The following is a 21,742-nucleotide window of genomic DNA, read 5'->3' on the forward strand; positions in this document are numbered from 1 at the left end:
CAGACAAGCTCTGGACGATCGCGCAGAATTGACGAGACGCTTCGCGTTCGGCTGGTCTCTTTGTCCCAGGGTAGACAGACGCTGATCGGCCACCAGCGGGCAGTTTTCGGGTAACTGACCGCACGGCGAGGGGTAGGCGGAATCCGCCACCCCTCGCCACTTCTCTATTCCGGCGCGTCCTCGCGCGGAATCTCGTGCCACAGGTCGACGAGGTCGTCATCATTCGAACCGGCCGAGCCCGCCCGCCCGACGACCGTCACCGCGATGCGCGGATCCCGAGCGGCCCGGATGATCAGGCGCCCGGCGGTCGCGCTGGCGAGCACAGCGGCGAGTTCGTCTCTGATCTGAGCGCGACGGCCCTCGTCGATGTCGTCGAGGCCCCCCTCGTCGAACACCGTGACGACGACTCCGCGGCGACGCACTTCGGTGATCGCGTCCCTGACGGCGTCGTTGAGAAGGTCGGCTCCGCGCAGCTCGTCGCGCAGGCGCCCTTCTGCCAGCCGCGCCTCCAGTCGCTCATCCTCGGTCAGGGCACCACGCGACGCCACGGTACGGCTGAGTACCGGGCCCGCGACCGCGAGTGCGTACTGCGTGCGCAACCGGCGCTCGCGCTGCCGCACCTCCTGGGTCGCGTGCCACGCGGAGACCGCCTGCTGGATGTCGGCCAGCCGTTCCGTGTCGCGCACGGCACGATCCCAGAACATCACCAGCAGCTGGGCCACCACGATCCACATGATCGAGCCGACCAGCCCCAGATTGAGCGCGACGACGATGCCGAGATGCGTCGCAGACGACACGACGAGCACCAGCAGGATCAGCCATCCGAAGACGAAGCGCCGGCGCACGATGCAGACGACCCCCAGCACCCCCAGCCCGCCGATGTACCAGGTCGCGAACGGGGCCGTGTACGACGTCGGGTCCAGTGACAGGGCGACCAGCGTGGGGATGAGCAGACTGGCGGCCAGAGCGAAGACGGCGGACCACAACGGCATCCGCACGCTCACCGCGGATTCTCCGAGGATCGCGATGTTCACGACGAGGAGGTACAGCGCGATCGCGGCGACCATGAGCAGCGGAGCAGTCGGCTGTTCGATCCACCAGACCCCTCTCGCTGCGAAGTACATCGCGAATCCGACCGCGAGCGAAGTCGCGACGCTGCGCACCGTGCGGTTCACGTGCGCTCCCAGCCGAGGATGACGGTCGTTCCCTGCGAGGTCGAATCGATCGCGGCGGTGCCGGCGACGCCGGCCATCCTGGCGAAGATCGATGCGCGGATGCCGAGCCGATCCTCGGCGATGGCACCGAGGTCGAACCCGGGGCCGGCGTCGGTGATGGTGACCGTGATGCCCTCATCGCCGCGTCCCTCCGCGATGATGTGCAGCCCTCGCCCGTTGGCGTGCGCGAGCGCGTTGCCGATCGCCTGACGCGCGGCGAGGACGAGCGCGCGTGCGACCCGACCGGGGATCAGGCCGATACCGCCGCGTTCCTCGACGACGGCGTCCACGCCCTGCTCGGAGAGCGCACGGCGCAGCTCGATGACGATCTGCGCCGTCGCCACCGGCTCGTCGCTGCCCTCCTGCGCCACAGCCGCCTCGGTGTTCGCGAGCCTGGTCAGAGCCTCTCGCGCCATGCCGACGGCGAGGTCCCGAGCCCGCTCCCCCTCGGACCGCTCCGCAGCGATCAGCGCGGCGAGGACACTGTCGTGCATGAGCGCCGCCATCGCGACCCTCTCCTCCTCGGCAGCGGCGGCCGCGGCAGCCGCTGCATACGAGGAGACGGCGCGGCCACGCGCATCGTCGACCCCGGCCGCCACCGAACGGAACATCCAGCCGAGCGAGACGATGACGATGCCGAGGATCAGGGTGAAGGAGAAGTCGAAGGCGGTCTTCACCCAGAATTCGCTGGAGAATCCGCCCTCCACGAGACGGACATAGCCGTAGACGACCGGCACGCCGGCCGCCCAGGTGAGCTGCAGCCAGAGCGGAAACGCCAGCATCGCCGCGACGACGCCGACGTTCACCAGGAAGAAGATCCACGGCTGATCGCCTGCCCCCTTGCCCGCGGGGTCGACGACCACCGGCCAGGCGGCGAGCGCCGCGACGTAGGCGATCGCGAAGCAACCGGCCGCGACGCGCACCGCGCGCCCGAGCACGCACGCGAGGAGCATCGCCGCCAGCGGGAAGAAGACCACCAGGAGCATGACGATGCGCGGCGTGTCGACACGCGAGATCGTGCTGAGCGCAGAGACCAGCGCCTGACCGCCGAGGACCGTGGAGCCGATCGCGACCACGATCGCGAGGATGCGCTCCATGCGCTTGCCGGTGAAGCGCTCGAACTCGGCCTCCGCAGCACCGGGAGACGGAATCATGTTCCAGGCCTGCCGGATGCTGAGGGTGTCAGCTGACATGCGGCGACCTGTCGGCCGGCAGGATCCCGTCTTCCACCGCGCGCCGCACCAGATCGAGCTTGGTCGGGGCAGGGCGTCCGACGACGACATACTTCACCCGCACCCGGGAGAGGTTCTCCTTGGCGGTGTTGTACGCCACGCCGAGGCGCTCTGCCACGGCCTTCAAGGGCAGTCCCGTGGCGTACAGGCGCAGCACATCCCGCTCACGGCGAGAGAGCTGCGCGTCGGCGAAGGCCCTGTCTCCGTCCACCGCACTCGCCCACTCGACGTTGTTCAGCGCTTCGCCGTTCGCGACGGTGCGGATCGCATCCAGTACGTCGTCCAGCGGGGAGGACTTGCTGACGACGCCGGCCGCTCCCGCAGCCAGCGCCTCGCGCACGGCGTCGGAGCGGTCCGCCACGCTGTGGATGAGGACGCTCGACCCGTCGGCGACGAGGGCCGTCACGTTCTCCGTGACCGTCGTGCCGTCGCCGAGCGTCAGATCGAGGGCGACGACGTCCACCGGCGCCGAGTCGGAGGCACCGCGCCACTCGAGGTACGCCCCCACCGTGCTCCCCGAGAAGACCACGGTCTGCTCGCCGTCACGCGCGAACGCCGCCTCGAGTCCGAGGCGGACGGACTCGTGATCATCGATCAGTGCGACCCTGCTCATCCGCCCAGCCTATTCCAGCGCCGCACCGCGCTCAGCGCGTGAGCAGGGCGACGACCTCGAAATGGTGCGAATTCGGGAACAGATCGAACGCGCGCATCTCGCTGACATTCCATCCGTGCCCGCGGAAGGTGCCCAGATCGCGTGCGAGCGCGACCGGGTCGCAGGCGACGTACGCGATGGACTCGGGCGCGAGCGCATGCACGGCGTCCACCACAGCCCGGCCTGCGCCGGAGCGGGGCGGGTCGAGCACGACGGTGCCGGCCGAGGTGCCGGCGGGGAGGGTGGCCAGGTAGCGTTCGACCCGACCGGTCACCGCCGTGATGTCGAGGGGCTCGAGATTCTCGCGCGCCTGCATCGTGGCGCGTCGGCTGGACTCCACCGTCACGATGTCCGTGGCGCCGAGGTCGGCCAGAGTCGCGGCGAAGAGACCGACGCCGCCGTAGAGGTCGAAGTGCGTGGCGGCCGGGTCGACCCGGCCGGCCAGAAGCTCACGCAGTGCGCCGTCGAGCACAGGCGCCGCCTGCGAGTGCACCTGCCAGAAGCCGCCCGCATCCACCTGGAAGCTGCGGCCGCCGACCCGCTCGCGCACGATCTCGGGAGCGGCCCGCTTGTCGCTGCCGCGAGGAGGGCGACGGCCGGTGTCGACCTTGCGGATCACCCGCACCTGCCCGTCCGCCGGCTCCACCAGATCGATACGGCCGAACTTCGCATCGCGCAGATCGAGCGCGGCGGCCGCGACGACAGGTCGCGCGAGCGGGTACGAGGTCACCGGGATCACTCGGTGGCTGCGTGCGGCGTAAGGGCCGACGCGTCCCGCATCGTCGACGTGGAGCGTCATCCGGGTGCGCCATCCGGTGCCGTCACCGTCGTCGACGGCCTTCACCTCGGGCGCATCCAGACCCGGACCCGCGAACTTGTCGAGCGCCTCGCTGAGCACCTGACGCTTCAGCGTGCGCTGATGCGCCAGCTCGATGTGTCCCAGGTCCGCTCCGCCCGGGCGATCAGCCGGGTCCCGCGAGACATCCGCCTCCGCCCACACATGCGGACGTCGGTGCGGGGATGCGTCGAGCACCTCCACCGTCTCCGCCCGCCAGAAGCTCCGCTTGTCGTTCGCAGCGCTCGCCGGAGTCCCGGAGCCGGTCGAGGGGGCGAGCAGGCGCGCGCGGACCCGCTCACCGGGAATCGCATCCGAGACGAACACGACGCGGCCTTCGTGGCGGGCGATGAAGGTGCCGCCGTGTGCGATGCCCGTGATGTCGAGATCGAGGAGGCCGGCTGAGGGAGAAGTCATTATTCGAGGATACGGTGGAGAACATGCGCGTCTGCCTGGCATCCACCTCTCCTGCCCGTCTCATGCTGCTGCGCCAGGCGGGAATCGAGCCGATGACACTCGCTCCGGACGTCGATGAGGATGCGGTCGCCGCGTCTGCCGCCGCGACGCGCGGCGGTGAGCTGCCTCCCGAGGAGCTGGTCCTGCTGCTCGCGCGGGCGAAGGCCGCCGATGTCGCGAAGCGGATGGCGACGGCGGATCCGGAGTTCGACGGCATCGTGATCGGCGGCGACTCGATGTTCGAACTCGACGGCCGCGTCTACGGCAAGCCGTACACGCCGGAGGAGGCGACCCGGCGCTGGCAGGAGATGCGCGGCGCGACCGGCGTCCTGCACTCCGGGCACTCGGTCATCCGGGTCGCACCCGGCTCCACGCTCACCGAGGCGACGGCGGTGGCAAACGCGTCCGTCACCTTCGCCGACGACATCGACGACGCGGAGATCGCCGCCTATGTCGCCTCCGGCGAACCGCTGCTCGTGGCCGGCGCCTTCACCGTCGACAGCCTCGGCGGCGCGTTCATCACCCGGGTGGACGGTGATCCGTCGACCGTCGTCGGCATGTCGCTGTCGACGATCCGTCGTCTCGCCGCGGAGCTGGGCGTCGTGTGGACCGACCTGTGGACGCCCGGACAGAGCCGGTGAGTCGGACCCGCCGCTTTCGGGCCGGCGCCCGCTCGTAGACTCTCCTCCACGTTCCCGCCCCTTTCTTGTGGAGAGTCGTCAAAGCGATCACCTCCGTTCTCGCTAGGCTGACAACCATGCCTGCTATTGCCAAGGTGCTCGTCGCCAACCGCGGCGAGATCGCCGTACGCATCATCCGCGCAGCCCGTGATTCCGGGATCGCCTCCGTCGCCGTCTACGCCGAGCAGGACCGGGACGCATTGCACACCCGCCTGGCCGACGAGGCGTACTCCCTGAGCGGGTCGACGAGTGCCGAGACCTACCTGCAGATCGACAAGATCCTCTCGATCGCGCGACGTGCCGGTGCCGATGCCGTGCATCCCGGCTACGGATTCCTGGCGGAGAACGCCGACTTCGCGCGCGCGGTCATCGCCGCCGACATGATCTGGATCGGCCCGTCCCCGGACGCGATCGAGTCGCTCGGCGACAAGGTCACCGCACGTCACGTCGCCGAGAAGGTCGGGGCTCCCCTCGCACCGGGCACGCCCGGTCCCGTCGAGTCCGCCGAAGAGGTCATCGCCTTCGCGAAGGAGTTCGGCCTGCCGATCGCCATCAAGGCCGCATACGGCGGCGGCGGGCGTGGCCTGAAGGTCGCCCGCGAGCTCGACGAGGTGGCCGAGATGTTCGACTCCGCGACGCGCGAGGCGATCACCGCCTTCGGACGCGGCGAGTGCTTCGTGGAGAAGTACCTCGACAAGCCGCGCCACGTCGAGACCCAGTGCCTCGCGGATGCCGCAGGAAACGTCGTGGTCATCTCGACGCGCGACTGCTCGCTGCAGCGCCGCCACCAGAAGCTCGTCGAAGAGGCACCGGCGCCGTTCCTCACCGATGAGCAGAACAGTCAGCTGTACGCGGCATCCAAGGCCATCCTCAAGGAGGTCGGCTATGTGGGCGCCGGCACCTGCGAGTTCCTCATCGGCGCGGACGGCACCGTCTCGTTCCTCGAGGTGAACACGCGCCTCCAGGTCGAGCACCCCGTCTCCGAGGAGGTCACCGGCATCGATCTGGTGCGCGAGCAGTTCCGCATCGCCGCCGGAGGCACCATCGACTACGACGACCCGACGCCGGTCGGGCACTCGATCGAGTTCCGCATCAACGGCGAGGACCCCGGTCGCGGGTTCCTCCCCCAGCCGGGCCCCATCCACATCTTCAAGACGTTCGGGGGGCCCGGCATCCGCCTGGACTCCGGTGTCACCGCCGGCGATTCGGTCTCCGGTGCCTTCGACTCCCTGCTGGCGAAGATCATCGTCACCGGCAAGGACCGCGCGGAAGCCCTGGAGCGCGCGCGCCGCGCCCTCGACGAGTTCGAGGTCGCCGGGCTCCCCACCGTGCTGCCGTTCCACCGCAAGGTCGTCCGCGACCCCGCGTTCACCGCGGAGGACGGTCGCTTCGGCATCTTCACCCGCTGGATCGAGACCGAGTTCGTGAACGACATTCCCGCGTGGGATGGCGAGCTCGAGGCACCCGCCATCGGTGCGGGTCGTCACACCGTCGTCGTCGAGGTCGCCGGCAAGCGCCTCGAGGTGAGCCTGCCCGACCGCGTGGCGATCACACCCGGCACCGCCGGCCGTCCGGCCGCCGTGCCGCCGTCGCGTCGCAGCCACGCCACGACTGTCAATGCCGGTGCCGCCGGCGATGCGGTCAAGTCGCCGATGCAGGCCACCGTCGTCAAGATCGCCGTCGAGGAGGGGCAGCAGGTCGTCAAGGGCGACCTGGTCGTCGTGCTCGAGGCGATGAAGATGGAGCAGCCGCTGCAGGCGCACAAGGACGGCACGATCGGCGGCATCAACGCCGAGGCCGGCTCGACCGTCGCCGCGGGGCACCAGCTTCTGACGATCAGCTGAGCAGGAATGCAGGGAGAAGGCCCCACCGAGGTGGGGCCTTTTCCGTACCTGCTAGGAGATGTTGACGAGATGCATCGCCCGGGTGGCATCGGTGATGCTCCCCGACAGCGACGGGTAGGCCGCGAACACGCGGGAGACCTGATCGACGTTGAGCCGCCGCTCGACGGCCAGCGCGATCGGGAAGATGAGCTCAGATGCCTTCGGCGCCACGATCACGCCGCCGATCACAGTGCCGGAGCCCTTGCGGGCGATGATCTTGACGAAGCCGTCCTTGATGCCCATCATCTTCGCCCGCGGGTTGGCTGCCAGGGGCAGTTTGTAGACGATGCCGTCGGCGGCGCCGTCCTCGACGTCCTTCTCTGAGAAGCCGACCGTCGCGATCTCGGGGGCCGTGAAGATGTTCGAGGTGATCTTGCGCAGCTCGAGCGGGATGACGATGTCGCCGAGCGCGTGGAACACCGCCGTGCGCCCCTGCATCGCTGCCACCGAGGCCAAGGGGAAGAAGTTCGTGCAGTCGCCCACTGCGTAGACGTTGGGCACCGAGGTGCGGGCGACGCGGTTGACCCGCACGTGGCCGGACTCGTCGAGTTCGACTCCCGCCTCCTCGAGGCCGATCCCCGCCGTGTTCGGAATCGAGCCGACCGCCATCAGGCAGTGGCTGCCCTCGACGGTGCGTCCGTCCGACAGCGTCACCAGCACGCCCGTCGCAGTGGTCTCGACGCTGTCGGCACGGGACTTCGAGAGAACCGTCATCCCGCCGCGCTTGAAGACCTTCTCCAGCACACGGGCGGCGTCCTGATCCTCACCGGGGAGCACCTGGTCGCGGCTGGAGACGAGGGTGACCTTCGCCCCGAGGTTCATGTAGGCGGAGGCGAATTCGGCTCCGGTGACACCCGAGCCGACAACGATGAGGTGCTCGGGCAGCGCCTTCATGTCGTACAGCTGCGTCCACGTGAGGATGCGCTTGCCGTCGGGTTTGGCCGAGTCGAGTTCGCGCGGCGAGGCGCCGACGGAGATCACGAGGGTGTCGGCCTCGACACGATCGAAGTCCGTGCCACCGGGGCCGGTGGAGACGACGAGCGCGGTCGGGCCCTCGAGGCGGCCGTGGCCGGAGAGGATGCGGACACCGGCCTCCAGCAGGGTGTTGCGCATATCCTCCGACTGCTGGCCGGCGAGAGCCAGCAGGCGCTTGTTCACCGCGGCCAGGTTGATGGCGATCTCCGGCTTGAGCGGCTTTCCGTTCTCGCCCTTCGCGTAGAACTGCACGCCCAGGTCGCTCGCCTCGGAGATCGCGACGGCGGCGTCTGCCGTGGCGATCAGGCTCTTCGAGGGAACGACATCGGTCAGCACCGCGGATCCGCCGACGCCGACACGCTCCACCAGGGTCACCTCGGCTCCGAGCTGAGCGGCTGCGAGAGCCGCCTCGTAACCGCCGGGACCGCCGCCGAGAACGGCGACGCGCTGAGTGCGCTCGAATGTGGTGGAAGACATGCTTCCCATTCTTCCGCAATCCTGGCCCGCAAGCCCGCAGCTTCCTAGAGTGGGTCCATGCCCGAAACACACAGCAACCCTCTCGACGACCCGAGCGCGAACCCGTTCGAGGTCGCCGCCCTCGCCGCAGCCGACATCGCGCGGCTGAGCGGCGTCGAGAAGCACGACATCGCCCTCACCCTCGGCAGCGGCTGGGGCAAGGCGGCCGACATTATCGGCGAGACCGTCGCCACCCTCCCCGCGACCGAGGTCACCGGATTCTCGAAGCCCGCCCTGGAAGGTCACGTCGGCACCCTGCGCAGCATCCGCACCCCCGATGGCAAGCACGTGCTCGTGATCGGCGCCCGCACGCACTACTACGAGAGCCACGGCGTGCGGCGGGTCGTGCACAGCGTGCGCACCGCTGCCGCCACCGGCGCGAAGACGATGGTGCTGACGAACGGCGCCGGCGGCATCCGCGAGAGCTGGAAGCCCGGCCAGCCCGTGCTGATCAGCGACCACATCAACCTCACCGCGGATTCCCCCCTGGAGGGCGCGACCTTCATCGATCTCACCGACCTGTACTCGAAGCGCCTGCGCGACATCGCCCGCACCGTCGACCCGACGCTCGACGAGGGCGTGTATTGCCAGTTCCGCGGCCCGCACTACGAGACGCCGGCCGAGGTGCAGATGGCGAAGGCAATCGGCGGCCACATCGTCGGCATGTCGACCGCTCTCGAGGCGATCGCCGCGCGCGAGGCGGGGATGGAGATCCTCGGATTCTCGCTCATCACGAACCTGGCGGCGGGTATCCAGCAGACGCCGCTCAGCCACGCCGAGGTCATCGAGGCCGGACGCGAGGCCGAGCCGGTGATCTCCGCGCTCCTGGCCCGCGTGGTGGAGGCCCTGTGAACGAGCAGCGCCTCGCCGAAGCCCGCGCCTGGATGCGGCAGGACCCCGACCATGAGACGCGTGACGAGCTGGCCGCGATCGTCACGAAGGCGGCCGGCGGCGACCCGGCAGCCGCCGCCGACCTGGACGACCGGTTCCGCACCCGTCTCGCGTTCGGCACCGCCGGACTCCGCGGCGAGCTGGGCGCGGGCAGTAACCGGATGAACCGCGTGCTCGTCGCACAGGCCGCCGCCGGATTCGCATCGTATCTCCGCGAGCGCGCGCACGGCGGCACGCCGACCGTGGTGATCGGCTACGACGGCCGTCGCAACTCGCGGGTCTTCGCGACCGATTCGGCCGAGTTGTTCGCCGGCGCCGGCCTCCGGGCGATCCTGCTGCCACGGCTGCTGCCGACGCCGGTGCTCGCGTTCGCGGTGCGGCATCTCGGCGCGGATGCCGGGGTGATGGTGACCGCGAGCCACAACCCGCCGAACGACAACGGGTACAAGGTCTATCTCGGCGGCTCGGACCACGGTTCGCAGATCGTCGCCCCGGCCGACGCCGAGATCGCCGCGGCGATCCAGCAGGTGGCGGATGCCGGGGATGTGGGTGCGCTCCCGCGGTCGACCGCCTACGAGACGGCCTCGGAGGACATCGTCACCGCCTATATCGAGGCCACGGCGGCGGTAGCCCCGGCGCCCACCGGAGGGACCGGGATGACCTGGGTGTACACGGCGATGCACGGGGTGGGGTGGGAGACGCTCTCCCGGATCCTCACCAGGGCCGGATACCCGCAGCCGGTCGTCGTGGGCGAGCAGCTGTCGCCCGACCCCACCTTCCGCACCGTCTCCTTCCCGAACCCGGAGGAGCCCGGAGCGATGGACCTCGCGTTCGAGCGGGCACGCCGCGCGAAAGCGGACTTCATCCTCGCGAACGACCCGGATGCCGACCGCCTGGCGGTGGCGATCCCCGACGCGTCCGCGGACGGCGGCTGGCGCCGGCTCACCGGCAACGAGGTCGGCCTGCTGCTCGGCTCGCGCGCCGCACGCGCCGCGGCCGGGAACCCCGAGGCCTCGCTGGCGTGCTCACTGGTCTCCTCCCCCGGCCTGGCGGCGGTCGCCGCCCACCACGGCCTCGGGTTCCATGAGACGCTCACCGGCTTCAAGTGGATCTCTCGTGCGCCCGGACTGGTCTTCGGATTCGAGGAGGCTCTCGGTTACCTGGTGAACCCCGAGACGGTGCGCGACAAGGACGGGATCTCGGCGGCGGTCGCGATCCTCGGTCTCGCCGCAGAGGCCCGAGGACGCGGCGCGACGCTGGCCACGCTGATCGCCGAACTCGGCGAGACGTATGGGCACTTCGCCAGCGGCCAGGTCTCGGTGCGGGTCGACGATTTGTCCGTCATCTCGAACGTGATGCTCTCGCTGCGCACGCTGCCGCCGGCGAGCATCGGATCGCACGCGATCGCGTCGGCGGAGGATCTGCTGCAGGCGGGCCCCGGCCAGGCATCCGGCGACGTGCTGAGGTACCGGATGCCGGACGGCTCGCGCGTCATCGTACGTCCGAGCGGCACCGAGCCGAAGCTCAAGGTGTACCTCGACGCCCGCGCGGAGTCCGCGGAGCAGGCGTCGAAGGCGGTCGCCGACCTCGAGGCCGGCGTCCGCGCCCTGCTGGAGGAGCGCTCGTAACCCCATGCCGAGCCGACAGGTGAAGATCAGCGCGCACAACGGCGCGCACGCTCGTCCGGTCGCCGAGCTCGTCCGGGTGGTGCAGGCCCACGATCGGCCTGTCACCCTGCGGACCGCAGCGGGGGCGGTGGTCGATCTGAGCAGCGTGCTCGCCGTGATGGACCTCGCCCTCGCTCCCGGCGACGTCGTGGAGCTGGAGACCGCGGATTCCGCCGAGGCCACCGCGGTGCTCGAGGCCCTGGCCGGAGTGCTCGACCCGCGGACGTGAGCCGGCTCAGCCGTCGATGACGGCGACGAGCTCGTCGAGGAACGACTCGAAGGTCGCTCCTCGGCGCACGATCCTCTGCACGCTGTCCTTCTCGCTGAAGACCTCGACGAACTGCTCGAACACGGTCTGGAATGCGGCCCGGTCGTCCTCGCTGAAGGCGGCGAGCGCGACCACGCGCACGCGGCCCTCTCCCCACGCCGCCGAGCCATCGGCGACGCCGATGGCGATGGCCGTCCTGCTCGCGGTCATCTGCAGGGCGTGCGGCACGGCGAGGGCATCCGTGAACGCGGTCGATGACATCTGCTCCCGCAGGATGGTGTTCTCGATGTAGTCGTCGCCGATCAGCCCCGCTCTGACGAGGCGAGCCCCCAGGAGGCGGATGATCGCCTCCTCGCCCTCGTCGGGGAGCGGATAGACGTAGGCGTCGGCGTGGAAGTAGCGGGCGAGCTCGCCCCGGAGCCGCGTGAGGCGGCGCCCGCGTCGGACACGGCCGGCCGCCTGCTGGATGCGATCGACGTCCGCGTCACTCAGGAAGGGCTGGATGCGCACGAAACGATCGGCCGCGAGGCCCGGCTCGATCGTGCTGAGCACGAGGTCGGTGTCGAGCGAAGGCCAGTCCGGGTCGACGTTCGTGACGACGCTGGTGACCTCGATCGCCGAACCGAGCGAGCGGTCCACGCTCGAGCGCAGCAGCTCCTGCAGCTCGTGATATCCCGGGCACACGATGGTCGCCGTGAGGATCGACTCGCCTTTCCGGCTCCTCTCCAGACGCCCGCCGACGTGCATGGCGATATAGGCGATCTCATCGTCGTGGATCGGCGTGCCCAGGCGGTCGTGCAGGCCGCTGGCGATCGAGACGGCGACCTCGAAGATCATCGGGTACGAGGTCTTCAGCGACCGGGTGAGCGGGTTGCGGGTCAGCGCGCTCTCCTCGGCACGCCGCAGCAGGTTCTGCACGTGCAGGGCCAGCCGCAGCACGAAGGCCTCATCGACGAGATCGACCTGGTAGTCGTCGGCTGCCCGCATGATCTCCGCCCGAACGGCGGCCTCCACCGCGGGATCGACGCCGCTGCGGGCGACCTCCCTCGTCGCATCCTCCCCCGGGGCGACGATGCGCGTGAGCACGAGGGATGCGAGATGGTCGCTGTCGCCCTCGCCGAGGGAGACGCCGAAGTGCTCGCCGGCGAGCCGGGCGATCACCGCCCCGACCCTCGGGATCTCCTCCCGGACGCTGGCGGGACCAGCCTCCAGGGCGTGCCCTGCGGCGACGCGGTCCGCCGCGATCGCCACGTGCAGCAGCACGTCCGAGATCGCGAGCTCGTTCACGTAGTAGCCGAGACCGCCCAGCTCGCGCACCAGAGCCGACTTGAACGGTCCGACGGCGTGCGCGGCGACGGCGTTGCCGGCGAGAGCACGCCGGAACGTCTCGGGGTGGAACGAGGCGGCATCCATCTCGTCGTGCGCGAGCCGGCTGAGCAGACGTCGCTGCGCCGCCTCATTCCCTCGGAGCCGCACGGTCTCACGGTCGCGCTCCAGCGTGAGGTCGGTGCCGTCGAGGAGGGCGCGCACCCTCGCCAGGTCAGCCTCGAGCGTGGCCTCGCTCACGTGCAGTTCCTCGGCCATCGCGAAGACGTCGATGCCGGCCGGCACATCGAGCAGCGTGCGCACCAGGGCATGCATCCGATCCCGCGGCGCCGAATCGCTCGACTGGCGCGCGCGCAGGGCGCCCCTCGCCCCGGGGCCGGCGCGATACCCGGCCGGGCCGGACTCGACGGCGTCGGCGTCACGGGTCCGGGCGTTCAGCGCCGACACGTAGGAGCGGATGCTGCGCGGCGTGACGCCCAGCAGATCGGCGAGGCTTCCGGCTGTCGCCCAGGTCTCCTGGCGCAGCAAAGACGAGAGCAGCTGGTCCTGACGCTGTCGCGACATGATCCCTCCTGCTCCCTCACGTGCTGACCGCACTGTCCTGACGTGCCTCCATGATGTCAGGAAGCCCGCCTGCCCGGGGCTGAGGCCGGATTCCGCAGGGGCGGAAAGGATCCTGTTGGCGCAGGGTCGGCCCCGCTTCCCAGACTGTTCTCAGGAAGGTGGCATCGATGAAGATCCTCGTGGTGTGCGGCGCCGGCGCGTCGAGCACGTTCGTCGCTCAGCGGCTCCGGCGCGCGGCATCCGCCGCCGGCCTCGACTGGGAGGCTTCCGCCGGAGTGGAGCACTCCGTACTCGAAGGCGGCCATGACCTCGTTCTCGTCGGCCCGCACCTCGCCGACCGCATCTCCGCTCTCCGCGACCGCGTGAGCGCCCCCGTCGTCCTCCTTCCCGCCGATGTCTTCGCCGATCGCGACGGCGTGCGCACGCTCGCCATCGCCCGGTCGGCCATCGCCGACGCCAGGAACACCCCGAAAGGAACACCATGACCGCAACACGCACCGTCCGGATCGGCTCCTCCCACGGACTGCACGCCCGGCCTGCGAAACTCTTCGCCCAGGCCGCGAAGGACGCGGGGATTCCGGTGACCATCGCCAAGGACTCGGGCAAGGCCGTCAACGCCGCCAGCATCCTCGGGGTGATCTCGCTGGCCGTCGAGCACGGCGACTACGTCACCCTGACCGCCGACGGCGATGGCGCAGAAGGCGTGCTGGACACCCTCACGGAGCTCCTCACCACCGACCACGACCAGGCCGTGGCCGAATGAGCGAACTGCGAGGCGTCGGTATCGGCCTGGGCGTCGCCCAGGGCCCCGTGGTGCGGATGGCGGAAGCTCTGCCCGCGCCGGCCGACGTGCCGAGCACGCTCGGCGCGGAAACGGAACGCGCCAGGGCGAGGGATGCCGTCACGACCGTGGCCCGAGAGCTCAACGAGCGCGGCGAGACCGCCGGCGGCTCCGCCCGGGAGGTGCTCGAGGCGCAGGCGATGATCGCGGAGGACCCCACGCTCCAGGACGAGGTCGACAGCCGCATCGATGCGGGAGCGACCGCCGAACGGGCCGTGCACGACGCCTTCGCCGGTTTCCGGGCGACCCTGGAGGCTGTCGGCGGCTATCTCGGCGAGCGCGCCGCCGACCTCGACGACATCGCGCAGCGCGTGCTCGCGCAGCTGCGCGGGGTGACGGCGCCCGGCGTCCCAGACCCCGGGTATCCGTTCGTCCTGGTCGCGCGGGACCTCGCACCTGCCGACACCGCGCTTCTGAAGCTGGATCAGGTCCTCGCGCTAGTGACCTGCGACGGAGGCCCCACCTCGCACACGGCGATCCTCGCCCGCGAGAAGGGCATCGTCGCGATCGTCGGCGCCGCGGACGCCGCTCATCTGCGGGACGGCAGCACGGTGATCGTCGATGCGGCTGCCGGTGTCGTCACGGTCGATCCCTCCGAGGCGGAGCGCGCGCGGGCTGCGGAACGGGCGAGTTCCCGTCGCTCGGCCGAATCGCTCCCGCTCACCCCCGGCGCCCTGGCCGACGGTACTCCGGTCGCCCTTCTCGCGAACCTCGGGAAGCCCGCGGACGCCGCGGACGCGGTCGCCCGGGGAGCAGAAGGCGTAGGGCTCTTCCGCACCGAGTTCCTGTTCCTGGGGGCTTCCCAGGCGCCGACCATCGACCAGCAGCGCGAGTCCTACCGCGAGCTGCTGGCCGCATTTCCCGGCAAGAAGGTCGTCGTACGGATGCTGGACGCCGGCGCCGACAAACCCCTGGCGTTCCTCAACGACGCGCACGAGGAGAACCCCGCCCTGGGTCTGCGCGGACTGCGCGCCCTCCGCGCCAGCGAGGACATCCTGCGCGAACAGCTCACGGCGCTCGCCGAGGCCGATGCGATGACGGAAGCCGACCTCTGGGTGATGGCGCCGATGGTGACCACAGTCGAGGAGACCGCCTACTTCACGACCCTCGCCCGGGAGTACGGGCTGCGGACGGCCGGGGTGATGGTCGAGGTCCCCGCCAGCGCCCTGCTCGCCGATCGGGTGCTCGCGCACGCGGACTTCGCATCCATCGGCACCAACGACCTGACGCAGTACACGATGGCCGCCGACCGGATGCTGGGTTCCGTGGCGGGCTTCCAGGACCCCTGGCATCCCGCCGTGCTCCGGCTCGTCCGGGAGGTCGGCGATGCCGGAGCACGTACCGGCAAGCCCGTCGGCATCTGCGGGGAGGCGGCCGCCGATCCGCTGCTGGCCGTCGTCCTGATCGGACTCGGCGCGACGAGCCTGTCGATGGCGCCGTCGGCCCTGGCTGACGTCCGCCAGGCGCTCTCCGAACGCACCCTCGACGAGGCAAGACACCTCGCCGGGATCGCGCTGGCCGCAGAAGATGCATCCGGTGCCCGCAACGCCGTGGCCTCCGCCGCGACCGCACTCCCCTCACACCAGAAGTCACACGAGAAAGAGACGACATCATGACGACGACGTCACCCGCCACCACGAGCACGAACAGCGTTCGTGTGGGCGTCCAGAGGTTCGGAACGTTCCTGTCCGGCATGGTCATGCCGAACATCGCCGCCTTCATCGCCTGGGGCTTCATCACCGCCCTGTTCATCCCCGACGGGTGGCTCGGCAGCAACAGTCCGGTCGAGGCATGGCGCTGGGGCGACTCGGCGATCCTCGGGGGTGGAGAGATCGACGGCGTCGCCTATCCCGGTCTCGTCGGTCCGATCATCACCTATCTCCTGCCCGTCCTTATCGCATTCACCGGTGGCCGGATGGTGCACGGACACCGAGGCGGCGTCGTCGGCGCTGTCGCCGCCATGGGAGTGATCAGCGGCGCCTCGCCGACGGTCATGTTCCTCGGCGCCATGATCGTCGGTCCTCTCGCCGCACTCGTCCTGAAGGCGGTGGAGAAGCCGTGGCAGGGCAGGATCAAGCCCGGCTTCGAGATGCTGGTCGACAACTTCTCGGCCGGATTCGTGGCGTTCTTCATGGCACTGGGGGCATTCTTCTGGCTCGCTCCGGTGATGCGCTGGCTCACCGACATCCTCGGCGGCGCCGTCGGATGGCTCGTCGAGACCGGTCTGCTGCCGCTCGCGAGCATCCTCGTCGAACCGGCGAAGGTGCTGTTCCTGAACAACGCGATCAACCACGGCGTGTTCACCCCCCTCGGCACCGAGCAGGTGCAGGAGACCGGACGCAGCCTGCTGTTCCTGATCGAGGCGAACCCCGGCCCCGGTGCCGGCATGCTGCTCGCACTCAGCGTGTTCGGCGTCGGCGTCGCCCGCGCCACCGCGCCCGGTGCCTTCATCATCCAGTTCCTCGGCGGCATCCACGAGGTGTACTTCCCGTACGTCCTCGCCAAGCCGCTCCTCATCGTCGGCCTGATCGCCGGCGGCGCGACCGGAGTCGCGACCAACATGCTGTTCCAGTCCGGTCTGGTCGCCCCCGCCGCTCCCGGTTCGATCTTCGCGGTGCTCATCCAGACCGCCCCGGGCAGCCACCTCGGGGTCATCCTCTCGGTGATCCTCTCGGCCGCGGTCTCCTTCGCGATCTCCGCCCCGATCCTGCTCGCCTCACGCCGTCGGGACATTGCGGCGGAGGCAGCCAGCGGCGACCCGCTCGCTGCGGCCATCGCCAGGACCGAGGCGAACAAGGGCAAGTCGTCCAGCACGCTCTCCAACCTGGCGGCATCCGCCGGCGCGACGAGCACCGCGGTCCTGACCGCTCCGATCAGCCACATCGTGTTCGCGTGCGACGCGGGCATGGGCTCCTCGGCCATGGGGGCGAGCGTCCTGCGCAACAAGTTCAAGAAGGCGGGCATCGAGGACGTCACCGTCGTCAATCAGGCGATCGCGAACCTCGATGGCACCGCCGACGTGGTCATCACTCAGCAGCAGCTCACCGACCGCGCGAAGGCACAGTCACCGAACTCGATCCACGTCTCGGTCGACAATTTCATGAACTCGCCGAAGTACGAAGAGGTCGTCGAGATGGTTCGCGAACAGCGGGAGGAGACAGCATGAGCGTTCTCAGCATCGGCCAGATCCGCATCCACGCCGGCGGCGCCACGCAGGAGGCCGCCCTCCAGGAGGCCACCGACATCCTCGTGTCGGCCGGAGCGGTCGCCCCCGCCTACGTCGACGCGATGAGACAGCGCGAGGAGACCGTCTCGACGTACATGGGCAACGGGCTCGCCATCCCGCATGGCACCAACGAGACGAAGGAGCTGATCCTCGACTCCGCGCTGTCCGTCGTGCGCTACGACGGCGGCGTGGACTGGGCCGGCGACCCGGTGACGTTCGTCATCGGCATCGCCGGCCGCGGCGAGGAGCACCTGGAGATCCTGTCGCAGATCGCCATCCTCTTCTCCGACGATGACGACGTCGAACGTCTCACGGCAGCGCAGACGCCGGAGGAGCTCTACGCCCTGCTCGCGGATGTGAACGGCTGATGAAGGCGGTCCACTTCGGCGCGGGCAACATCGGCCGCGGATTCGTCGGGTTGCTGCTGCACGAGGGCGGATACGAGGTCGTCTTCTCCGACGTCGCAGACGCCCTGGTGGACGCGATCAACGGCGTCGACCGGTACACGGTGCACGAGGCGGGTCCCGGTGGGGCCGACCATGTCGTGACCGGATTCCGTGCGGTCAACAGCCGTGCGCATCCGGATGCGGTCGCCGAGGAGATCGCCACGGCTGACATCGTCACCACCGCGGTCGGACCGTCGGTGCTGCGCTTCGTCGCACCGGCGATCGTCGCCGGCCTCGCCCAGCGCTCCCCCGCAGCCGCACCGCTGCAGGTGATGGCCTGCGAGAACGCCATCGGCGCCACCGACACCCTGCGCGCCGAGATCGAGAAGGCGGCGGGGGCGGAGGCGCCTGCGCTCCTCGCGCGTGCGGTGTTCGCGAACACCGCGGTCGACCGGATCGTCCCCGGACAGCCTGAGGGCGGAGGCGTCGATGTGACGGTCGAACCGTACTTCGAATGGGCGATCGAGTCGGGACCGTTCGCCGGAACGCTCCCGAAGATCCCCGGCGCGCGATTCGTGGAGGATCTCGGACCGTTCATCGAGCGCAAGCTGTTCACGGTGAACACGGGGCACGCCGCCACCGCGTACTTCGGCGCCCAAGCGGGAATCGAGCGGATCTCAGATGCTCTCGCCGACCCGCGGATCGCCGCTCAGGTCTCCGTCGCGCTGGAGGAGACCTCTGCCGTGCTCGTCGCCGAGCACGGACTGGATCCGCAGGAACTCGCGACCTACCGGACGAAGATCCTCGACCGATTCCGCAATCCGGCCCTCGTCGACACCGTGCAGCGGGTCGGTCGCCAGCCGCTGCGCAAGCTGTCGCGCCACGAGCGCTTCATCGGACCCGCATCGATGGCCGCGGAACGCGGACTGCCGACGGTCGCCCTGGTGCGGGCCGTGGCGGCCGCCCTCGACTTCGACGATGCGGAGGACGAGCAGTCCGTGGAGCTGCAGCAGCAGCTGGGGTCCCTCGGTTCGGCCGAGTTCGTGACCGCCGTCACCGGGCTCGACCCCGAGCATCCGCTGTTCACGTCGATCCGCGATGTCGTCGCCGCCCGTCAGGAAGCCATCCGCGCCACCTGAGCACCCCGCCCCGCTAGCATCGGTCAGAGGCGAGATCGAGCGTTCGGGATCGAGCACAGCGGGGTGCGGGGAGCAGCATGAACAGGTACGCCGTCATCGGGGCGGGTCCCTCGGGACTCGCCGCGGCCCGGGCGCTGCAGAAGCGGGGCATCGAGTTCGACGGCTACGAGTCCTCGCACGGCGTCGGCGGACTCTGGGACATCACGAATCCGCGCAGCACGATGTACGAGTCCGCGCACCTGATCTCCTCCCGGACGACGACCGAGTTCGACGAGTTCCCGATGAGCGGCGCCGCGGACTATCCGGGCCATCGCGTGCTCCACGCGTACTTCCACGACTACGCCCAGCGGTTCGGACTCACTTCGCTCTATCGGTTCCGCACGCGGGTGACCCGGCTGGAGCCGCGCGACGGCGGGTGGGACCTCACCGCCGACGGCCCTGGCGGCAGGCGGACGCAGTGGTACGCGGGAGTGCTCCTCGCGAACGGCACCCTGGCGGAGCCGAACCTGCCGTCACTCCCCGGTAGCTTCTCCGGCGAGCTCATGCATGCGAGCGGCTACAAGACCGCCGTGCAGCTCGCCGGCAAGCGCGTGCTCGTGGTGGGAGCGGGGAACTCCGGGTGCGACATCGCGGTGGATGCCGTGCACCACGCCGCATCGGTCGACCTGAGCGTGCGCCGGGGCTACTACTTCGTGCCGCGCTACCTGTTCGGCCGCCCCAGCGACACCCTCAACCGGGGCCGCCCGCTTCCCGCGCGACTCAAGCAGGCCGTGGATGCGCGGGTGCTCCGGGCGTTCACGGGCGATCCGGCGCGCTTCGGGTTTCCGAAGCCGGATTACCGGATCTACGAGTCGCACCCGGTCGTGAACACCCTGGTCCTGGATCACCTCGGCCAGGGCGATCTGCGCATCCGTGCGGACATCGACCGGCTCGACGACCGGACCGTGCATTTCCGCGACGGGAGCTCGGGCGAATACGACCTCGTGCTGCTCGCCACCGGATACCGGCTCGACTACCCCTTCGTCGACCGGGAGCACCTGCACTGGCGGGGCGCCGCGCCTCGCTTGTTCCTGAACATCTTCCCGCCTACTTTCAACGGTCTCTACGTGGTGGGCATGATCGAGGCCTCGGGGATCGGCTGGCAGGGCCGCTCCGAACAGGCTGATCTCCTGGCCGGCTACCTCGCCGCCGTCGAGAGGAACCCGGACTCCGCCCTTCGGTTCCGCGAGCGGGTGGCCGGGAAGCCGTGGCCCGATCTCTCCGGCGGCTATCGATACCTCCAGCTCGACCGGATGGCGCACTACGTGAACAAGGACGCCTACCGCGCCGCGGTGCGGCGGGAGAACCAGGCGCTGAACGCGACCTGAGGTCAGCCCAGGATCGGGTCCAGCAGCGGATGCAGGTGCCGGGTGCTCAGCACGGTCGACGCGGAGCGTGCTCCCGCCTCCAGCGCCTCCGGCACCGACCGCCCGGAGAGATGCGCATCCAGCACGCCGGCGAGGAAGGCGTCGCCTGCGCCGTTCGTGTCGACCACGGCCACAGGGACGGCCGCGGCACGATGGACGACGCCCTCGGCATCCACGGCGACCGCGCCTTCGGCCCCGAGCGTGCACACCGCGAGCATGGCCCCCCGTGCGATGCGGTCCTGCAGGAACGCCACCGGATCGGCGAGCCGATCGGCGTTGCAGAACACGGCATCGGCCGCGTCGAGGAACGGCACGTGGAACTCGGCCTCGCCGTCGTAATCGTGCACGTCCACCCAGATCGGCCGGCCCGTCTCTCGCGCCGCGGGCAGAAGCCGCAGCGGTTCGGCGGCGAGATCGAGCACGATGGCGTCCGATCCGGCCATCGCCGCGTGCAGCGAGGGATCGACGTCGCCGGACTGCGGCGACGGGCTGGAGAGGTACAGGGAGACGCGTCCTCCCGCCCTCGTCATCAGGTTGAGATGGCGCTCGGTCTCATCGCTGCCGCCCCAGTGCACGGGCACGCCCGCGCCGTGCAGAGCCTCGCGCACGCGCGCCCCGGCCGCGTCGTCGGCTGCGAGGGCGTACAGCAGAGCCGAACGTCCGAGTGCGGTCAGGCTCAGAGCCTTGCCCGCGCTCGTTCCGCCGACGGTCTCCCACGTCTCCTCGGCGAACTGCATGTGCGGCACCGGCTCGGGCAGCCGGTCGAGCACGACGATCGAATTCCAGGAGGCAGGGCCGGCGATGAAGACGGAAGGCGGGGTCACCCCCACATCCTTCCGCATCCGCCGCGTGCCGGAGTTCAGCCGATCCGGCTGATCAGCGACTCCAGGCCCATCCCGTAGTCGATGCGGACGACGGGCAACGCGAACTTGTCGGTGCCGATCTCGACGGTTCCCGGCTCGATGGTGCGCGCCATCTCATAGCCTGCCTGCGCCACGCCCTGCTTGGACGTGTCGTTGAAATGACCGAAGGGATACGCGATCACCTCGCGGACGCCGAGGATGTCTCCGGATGCGTTCAGATCGGCGGCGATCTCCTCAGCCGTCCAGTTGACCATCCGCCCCTTGCCGTTGTCTCCGGCCTGATGCATGTCGTGCGTGTGCGAGCGACGCAGCACATAGACGGACGGCGGCGGATCCTGGCGGTACGCGGTGATCATGAACGAGGTCGTCAGCACCTTGAACTTGTCGACCACGGGCACCGCGAGATCGAACCAGGTCTGGTCGGCGTCGTCGTCGGTGATGATCACTGAGCGGGCGGGCAGGAAGAGCCGCCCGTCGATAAACGCGCTGAGTTCGTCCCACGTCGGCAGATAGAAACCGGTGGTGGCGATGTGGTTCATTTGCGCGTCGAAGTCGCCGATGTACGCGTAGTTGCCGCGGAGCCACCCCTCCTCACCATCGGGATTGGCCGTGAACTGGTGATACATCAGGATCGGGATCTGCGCGTTCTCGGCGACGTTCTCGTCCGGCGTCTTCCACGCCGCGTGCAGCTCGATCTGCTGTTCGACGCAGGCGACGGGGTC

General features: G+C 69.9%; 19 protein-coding genes and 1 pseudogene. 12 read left to right on the forward strand and 8 right to left on the reverse strand.

What is annotated here, in order from left to right; genetic code table 11:
* Nucleotides 1–164: 164 nt before the first annotated feature.
* The 4 genes from CUR96_RS09930 to CUR96_RS09945 are packed head-to-tail and all read right to left on the reverse strand — an operon-like array spanning nt 165 to nt 4,350.
* Entirely contained in the window at nt 165–1,175 is a 1,011-nt protein-coding gene (locus CUR96_RS09930) for a hypothetical protein (protein ID WP_102193151.1), read from the reverse strand.
* Nucleotides 1,172–2,407: a sensor histidine kinase gene (locus CUR96_RS09935; RefSeq protein WP_102193152.1), complete on the reverse strand. Its 1,236-nt coding sequence runs from the start codon at nt 2,405–2,407 to the stop codon at nt 1,172–1,174. Before CUR96_RS09935 ends, CUR96_RS09930 begins: the two co-directional genes overlap by 4 nt.
* The gene (locus CUR96_RS09940; RefSeq protein WP_102193153.1) at nt 2,397–3,059 is read right to left on the reverse strand and encodes a response regulator transcription factor; all 663 of its coding nucleotides are present in this window, start codon (nt 3,057–3,059) and stop codon (nt 2,397–2,399) included. Before CUR96_RS09940 ends, CUR96_RS09935 begins: the two co-directional genes overlap by 11 nt.
* Nucleotides 3,060–3,090: 31 nt before the next feature.
* The gene (locus tag CUR96_RS09945) at nt 3,091–4,350 is read right to left on the reverse strand and encodes a class I SAM-dependent RNA methyltransferase (protein WP_102193154.1); all 1,260 of its coding nucleotides are present in this window, start codon (nt 4,348–4,350) and stop codon (nt 3,091–3,093) included.
* Between the two features lie 23 nt (nt 4,351–4,373).
* Between CUR96_RS09945 and CUR96_RS09950 the strand changes: the two genes are divergently transcribed.
* A complete protein-coding gene (locus CUR96_RS09950; RefSeq protein ID WP_102193199.1) occupies nt 4,374–5,030 on the forward strand; it encodes a Maf family protein in 657 nt (218 codons plus the stop codon).
* Nucleotides 5,031–5,146: 116 nt separating this feature from the next.
* Nucleotides 5,147–6,913 carry an acetyl/propionyl/methylcrotonyl-CoA carboxylase subunit alpha gene (locus CUR96_RS09955; RefSeq protein WP_102193155.1) on the forward strand — a complete coding sequence of 589 codons (1,767 nt, stop codon included), beginning with the start codon at nt 5,147–5,149 and terminating at the stop codon, nt 6,911–6,913.
* Nucleotides 6,914–6,964: 51 nt separating this feature from the next.
* Here CUR96_RS09955 and CUR96_RS09960 read toward each other — a convergent pair whose 3' ends face one another.
* Nucleotides 6,965–8,413 (reverse strand): NAD(P)H-quinone dehydrogenase, encoded by a 1,449-nt coding sequence (locus CUR96_RS09960; protein WP_180968989.1) that lies wholly within the window; start codon nt 8,411–8,413, stop codon nt 6,965–6,967.
* Between the two features lie 48 nt (nt 8,414–8,461).
* Between CUR96_RS09960 and CUR96_RS09965 the strand changes: the two genes are divergently transcribed.
* The 3 genes from CUR96_RS09965 to CUR96_RS09975 are packed head-to-tail and all read left to right on the forward strand — an operon-like array spanning nt 8,462 to nt 11,230.
* The gene (locus CUR96_RS09965; protein ID WP_102193156.1) at nt 8,462–9,295 is read left to right on the forward strand and encodes a purine-nucleoside phosphorylase; all 834 of its coding nucleotides are present in this window, start codon (nt 8,462–8,464) and stop codon (nt 9,293–9,295) included.
* Nucleotides 9,292–10,962 carry a phospho-sugar mutase gene (locus CUR96_RS09970; RefSeq protein ID WP_102193157.1) on the forward strand — a complete coding sequence of 557 codons (1,671 nt, stop codon included), beginning with the start codon at nt 9,292–9,294 and terminating at the stop codon, nt 10,960–10,962. The genes CUR96_RS09965 and CUR96_RS09970 overlap by 4 nt, the downstream gene beginning before the upstream one ends.
* A gap of 4 nt (nt 10,963–10,966) precedes the next feature.
* On the forward strand, nt 10,967–11,230 hold the full coding sequence (locus tag CUR96_RS09975; RefSeq protein ID WP_102193158.1) for an HPr family phosphocarrier protein: 264 nt from the start codon (nt 10,967–10,969) through the stop codon (nt 11,228–11,230).
* Between the two features lie 6 nt (nt 11,231–11,236).
* On the opposite strand, the gene CUR96_RS09980 is transcribed toward CUR96_RS09975, so the two are convergent.
* A complete protein-coding gene (locus CUR96_RS09980) occupies nt 11,237–13,159 on the reverse strand; it encodes a BglG family transcription antiterminator (RefSeq protein WP_102193159.1) in 1,923 nt (640 codons plus the stop codon).
* Between the two features lie 167 nt (nt 13,160–13,326).
* Between CUR96_RS09980 and CUR96_RS09985 the strand changes: the two genes are divergently transcribed.
* From CUR96_RS09985 to CUR96_RS10015, 7 genes are all read left to right on the forward strand, one after another.
* Complete coding sequence (locus tag CUR96_RS09985) at nt 13,327–13,644, forward strand: PTS sugar transporter subunit IIB (protein ID WP_102193160.1); 318 nt, start codon at nt 13,327–13,329, stop codon at nt 13,642–13,644.
* Nucleotides 13,641–13,922, forward strand: a complete 282-nt coding sequence (locus CUR96_RS09990; protein WP_102193161.1) for an HPr family phosphocarrier protein — start codon at nt 13,641–13,643, stop codon at nt 13,920–13,922. The genes CUR96_RS09985 and CUR96_RS09990 overlap by 4 nt, the downstream gene beginning before the upstream one ends.
* On the forward strand, nt 13,919–15,616 hold the full coding sequence (gene ptsP, locus CUR96_RS09995) for a phosphoenolpyruvate--protein phosphotransferase (protein WP_102193162.1): 1,698 nt from the start codon (nt 13,919–13,921) through the stop codon (nt 15,614–15,616). Before CUR96_RS09990 ends, ptsP begins: the two co-directional genes overlap by 4 nt.
* Nucleotides 15,613–17,166, forward strand: a complete 1,554-nt coding sequence (locus tag CUR96_RS10000; protein ID WP_102193163.1) for a PTS mannitol transporter subunit IICB — start codon at nt 15,613–15,615, stop codon at nt 17,164–17,166. Before ptsP ends, CUR96_RS10000 begins: the two co-directional genes overlap by 4 nt.
* Nucleotides 17,163–17,594 (forward strand): PTS sugar transporter subunit IIA, encoded by a 432-nt coding sequence (locus tag CUR96_RS10005; protein WP_102193164.1) that lies wholly within the window; start codon nt 17,163–17,165, stop codon nt 17,592–17,594. Before CUR96_RS10000 ends, CUR96_RS10005 begins: the two co-directional genes overlap by 4 nt.
* Entirely contained in the window at nt 17,594–18,751 is a 1,158-nt protein-coding gene (locus CUR96_RS10010) for a mannitol-1-phosphate 5-dehydrogenase (RefSeq protein WP_102193165.1), read from the forward strand. Before CUR96_RS10005 ends, CUR96_RS10010 begins: the two co-directional genes overlap by 1 nt.
* Before the next feature lie 77 nt (nt 18,752–18,828).
* Nucleotides 18,829–20,118, forward strand: a complete 1,290-nt coding sequence (locus CUR96_RS10015; RefSeq protein ID WP_102193166.1) for a flavin-containing monooxygenase — start codon at nt 18,829–18,831, stop codon at nt 20,116–20,118.
* A gap of 2 nt (nt 20,119–20,120) precedes the next feature.
* Here CUR96_RS10015 and CUR96_RS10020 read toward each other — a convergent pair whose 3' ends face one another.
* Together CUR96_RS10020 and CUR96_RS18875 are read right to left on the reverse strand one after the other, a co-directional pair.
* The gene (locus tag CUR96_RS10020) at nt 20,121–20,981 is read right to left on the reverse strand and encodes a carbohydrate kinase family protein (protein ID WP_245861177.1); all 861 of its coding nucleotides are present in this window, start codon (nt 20,979–20,981) and stop codon (nt 20,121–20,123) included.
* Between the two features lie 161 nt (nt 20,982–21,142).
* A pseudogene (locus CUR96_RS18875) lies at nt 21,143–21,646 on the reverse strand (polysaccharide deacetylase family protein); the annotation flags it as partial.
* Nucleotides 21,647–21,742 lie beyond the last annotated feature (96 nt).

The organism is Microbacterium aurantiacum (genome assembly GCF_002872075.1).
Taxonomy (GTDB): domain Bacteria; phylum Actinomycetota; class Actinomycetes; order Actinomycetales; family Microbacteriaceae; genus Microbacterium; species Microbacterium aurantiacum_A.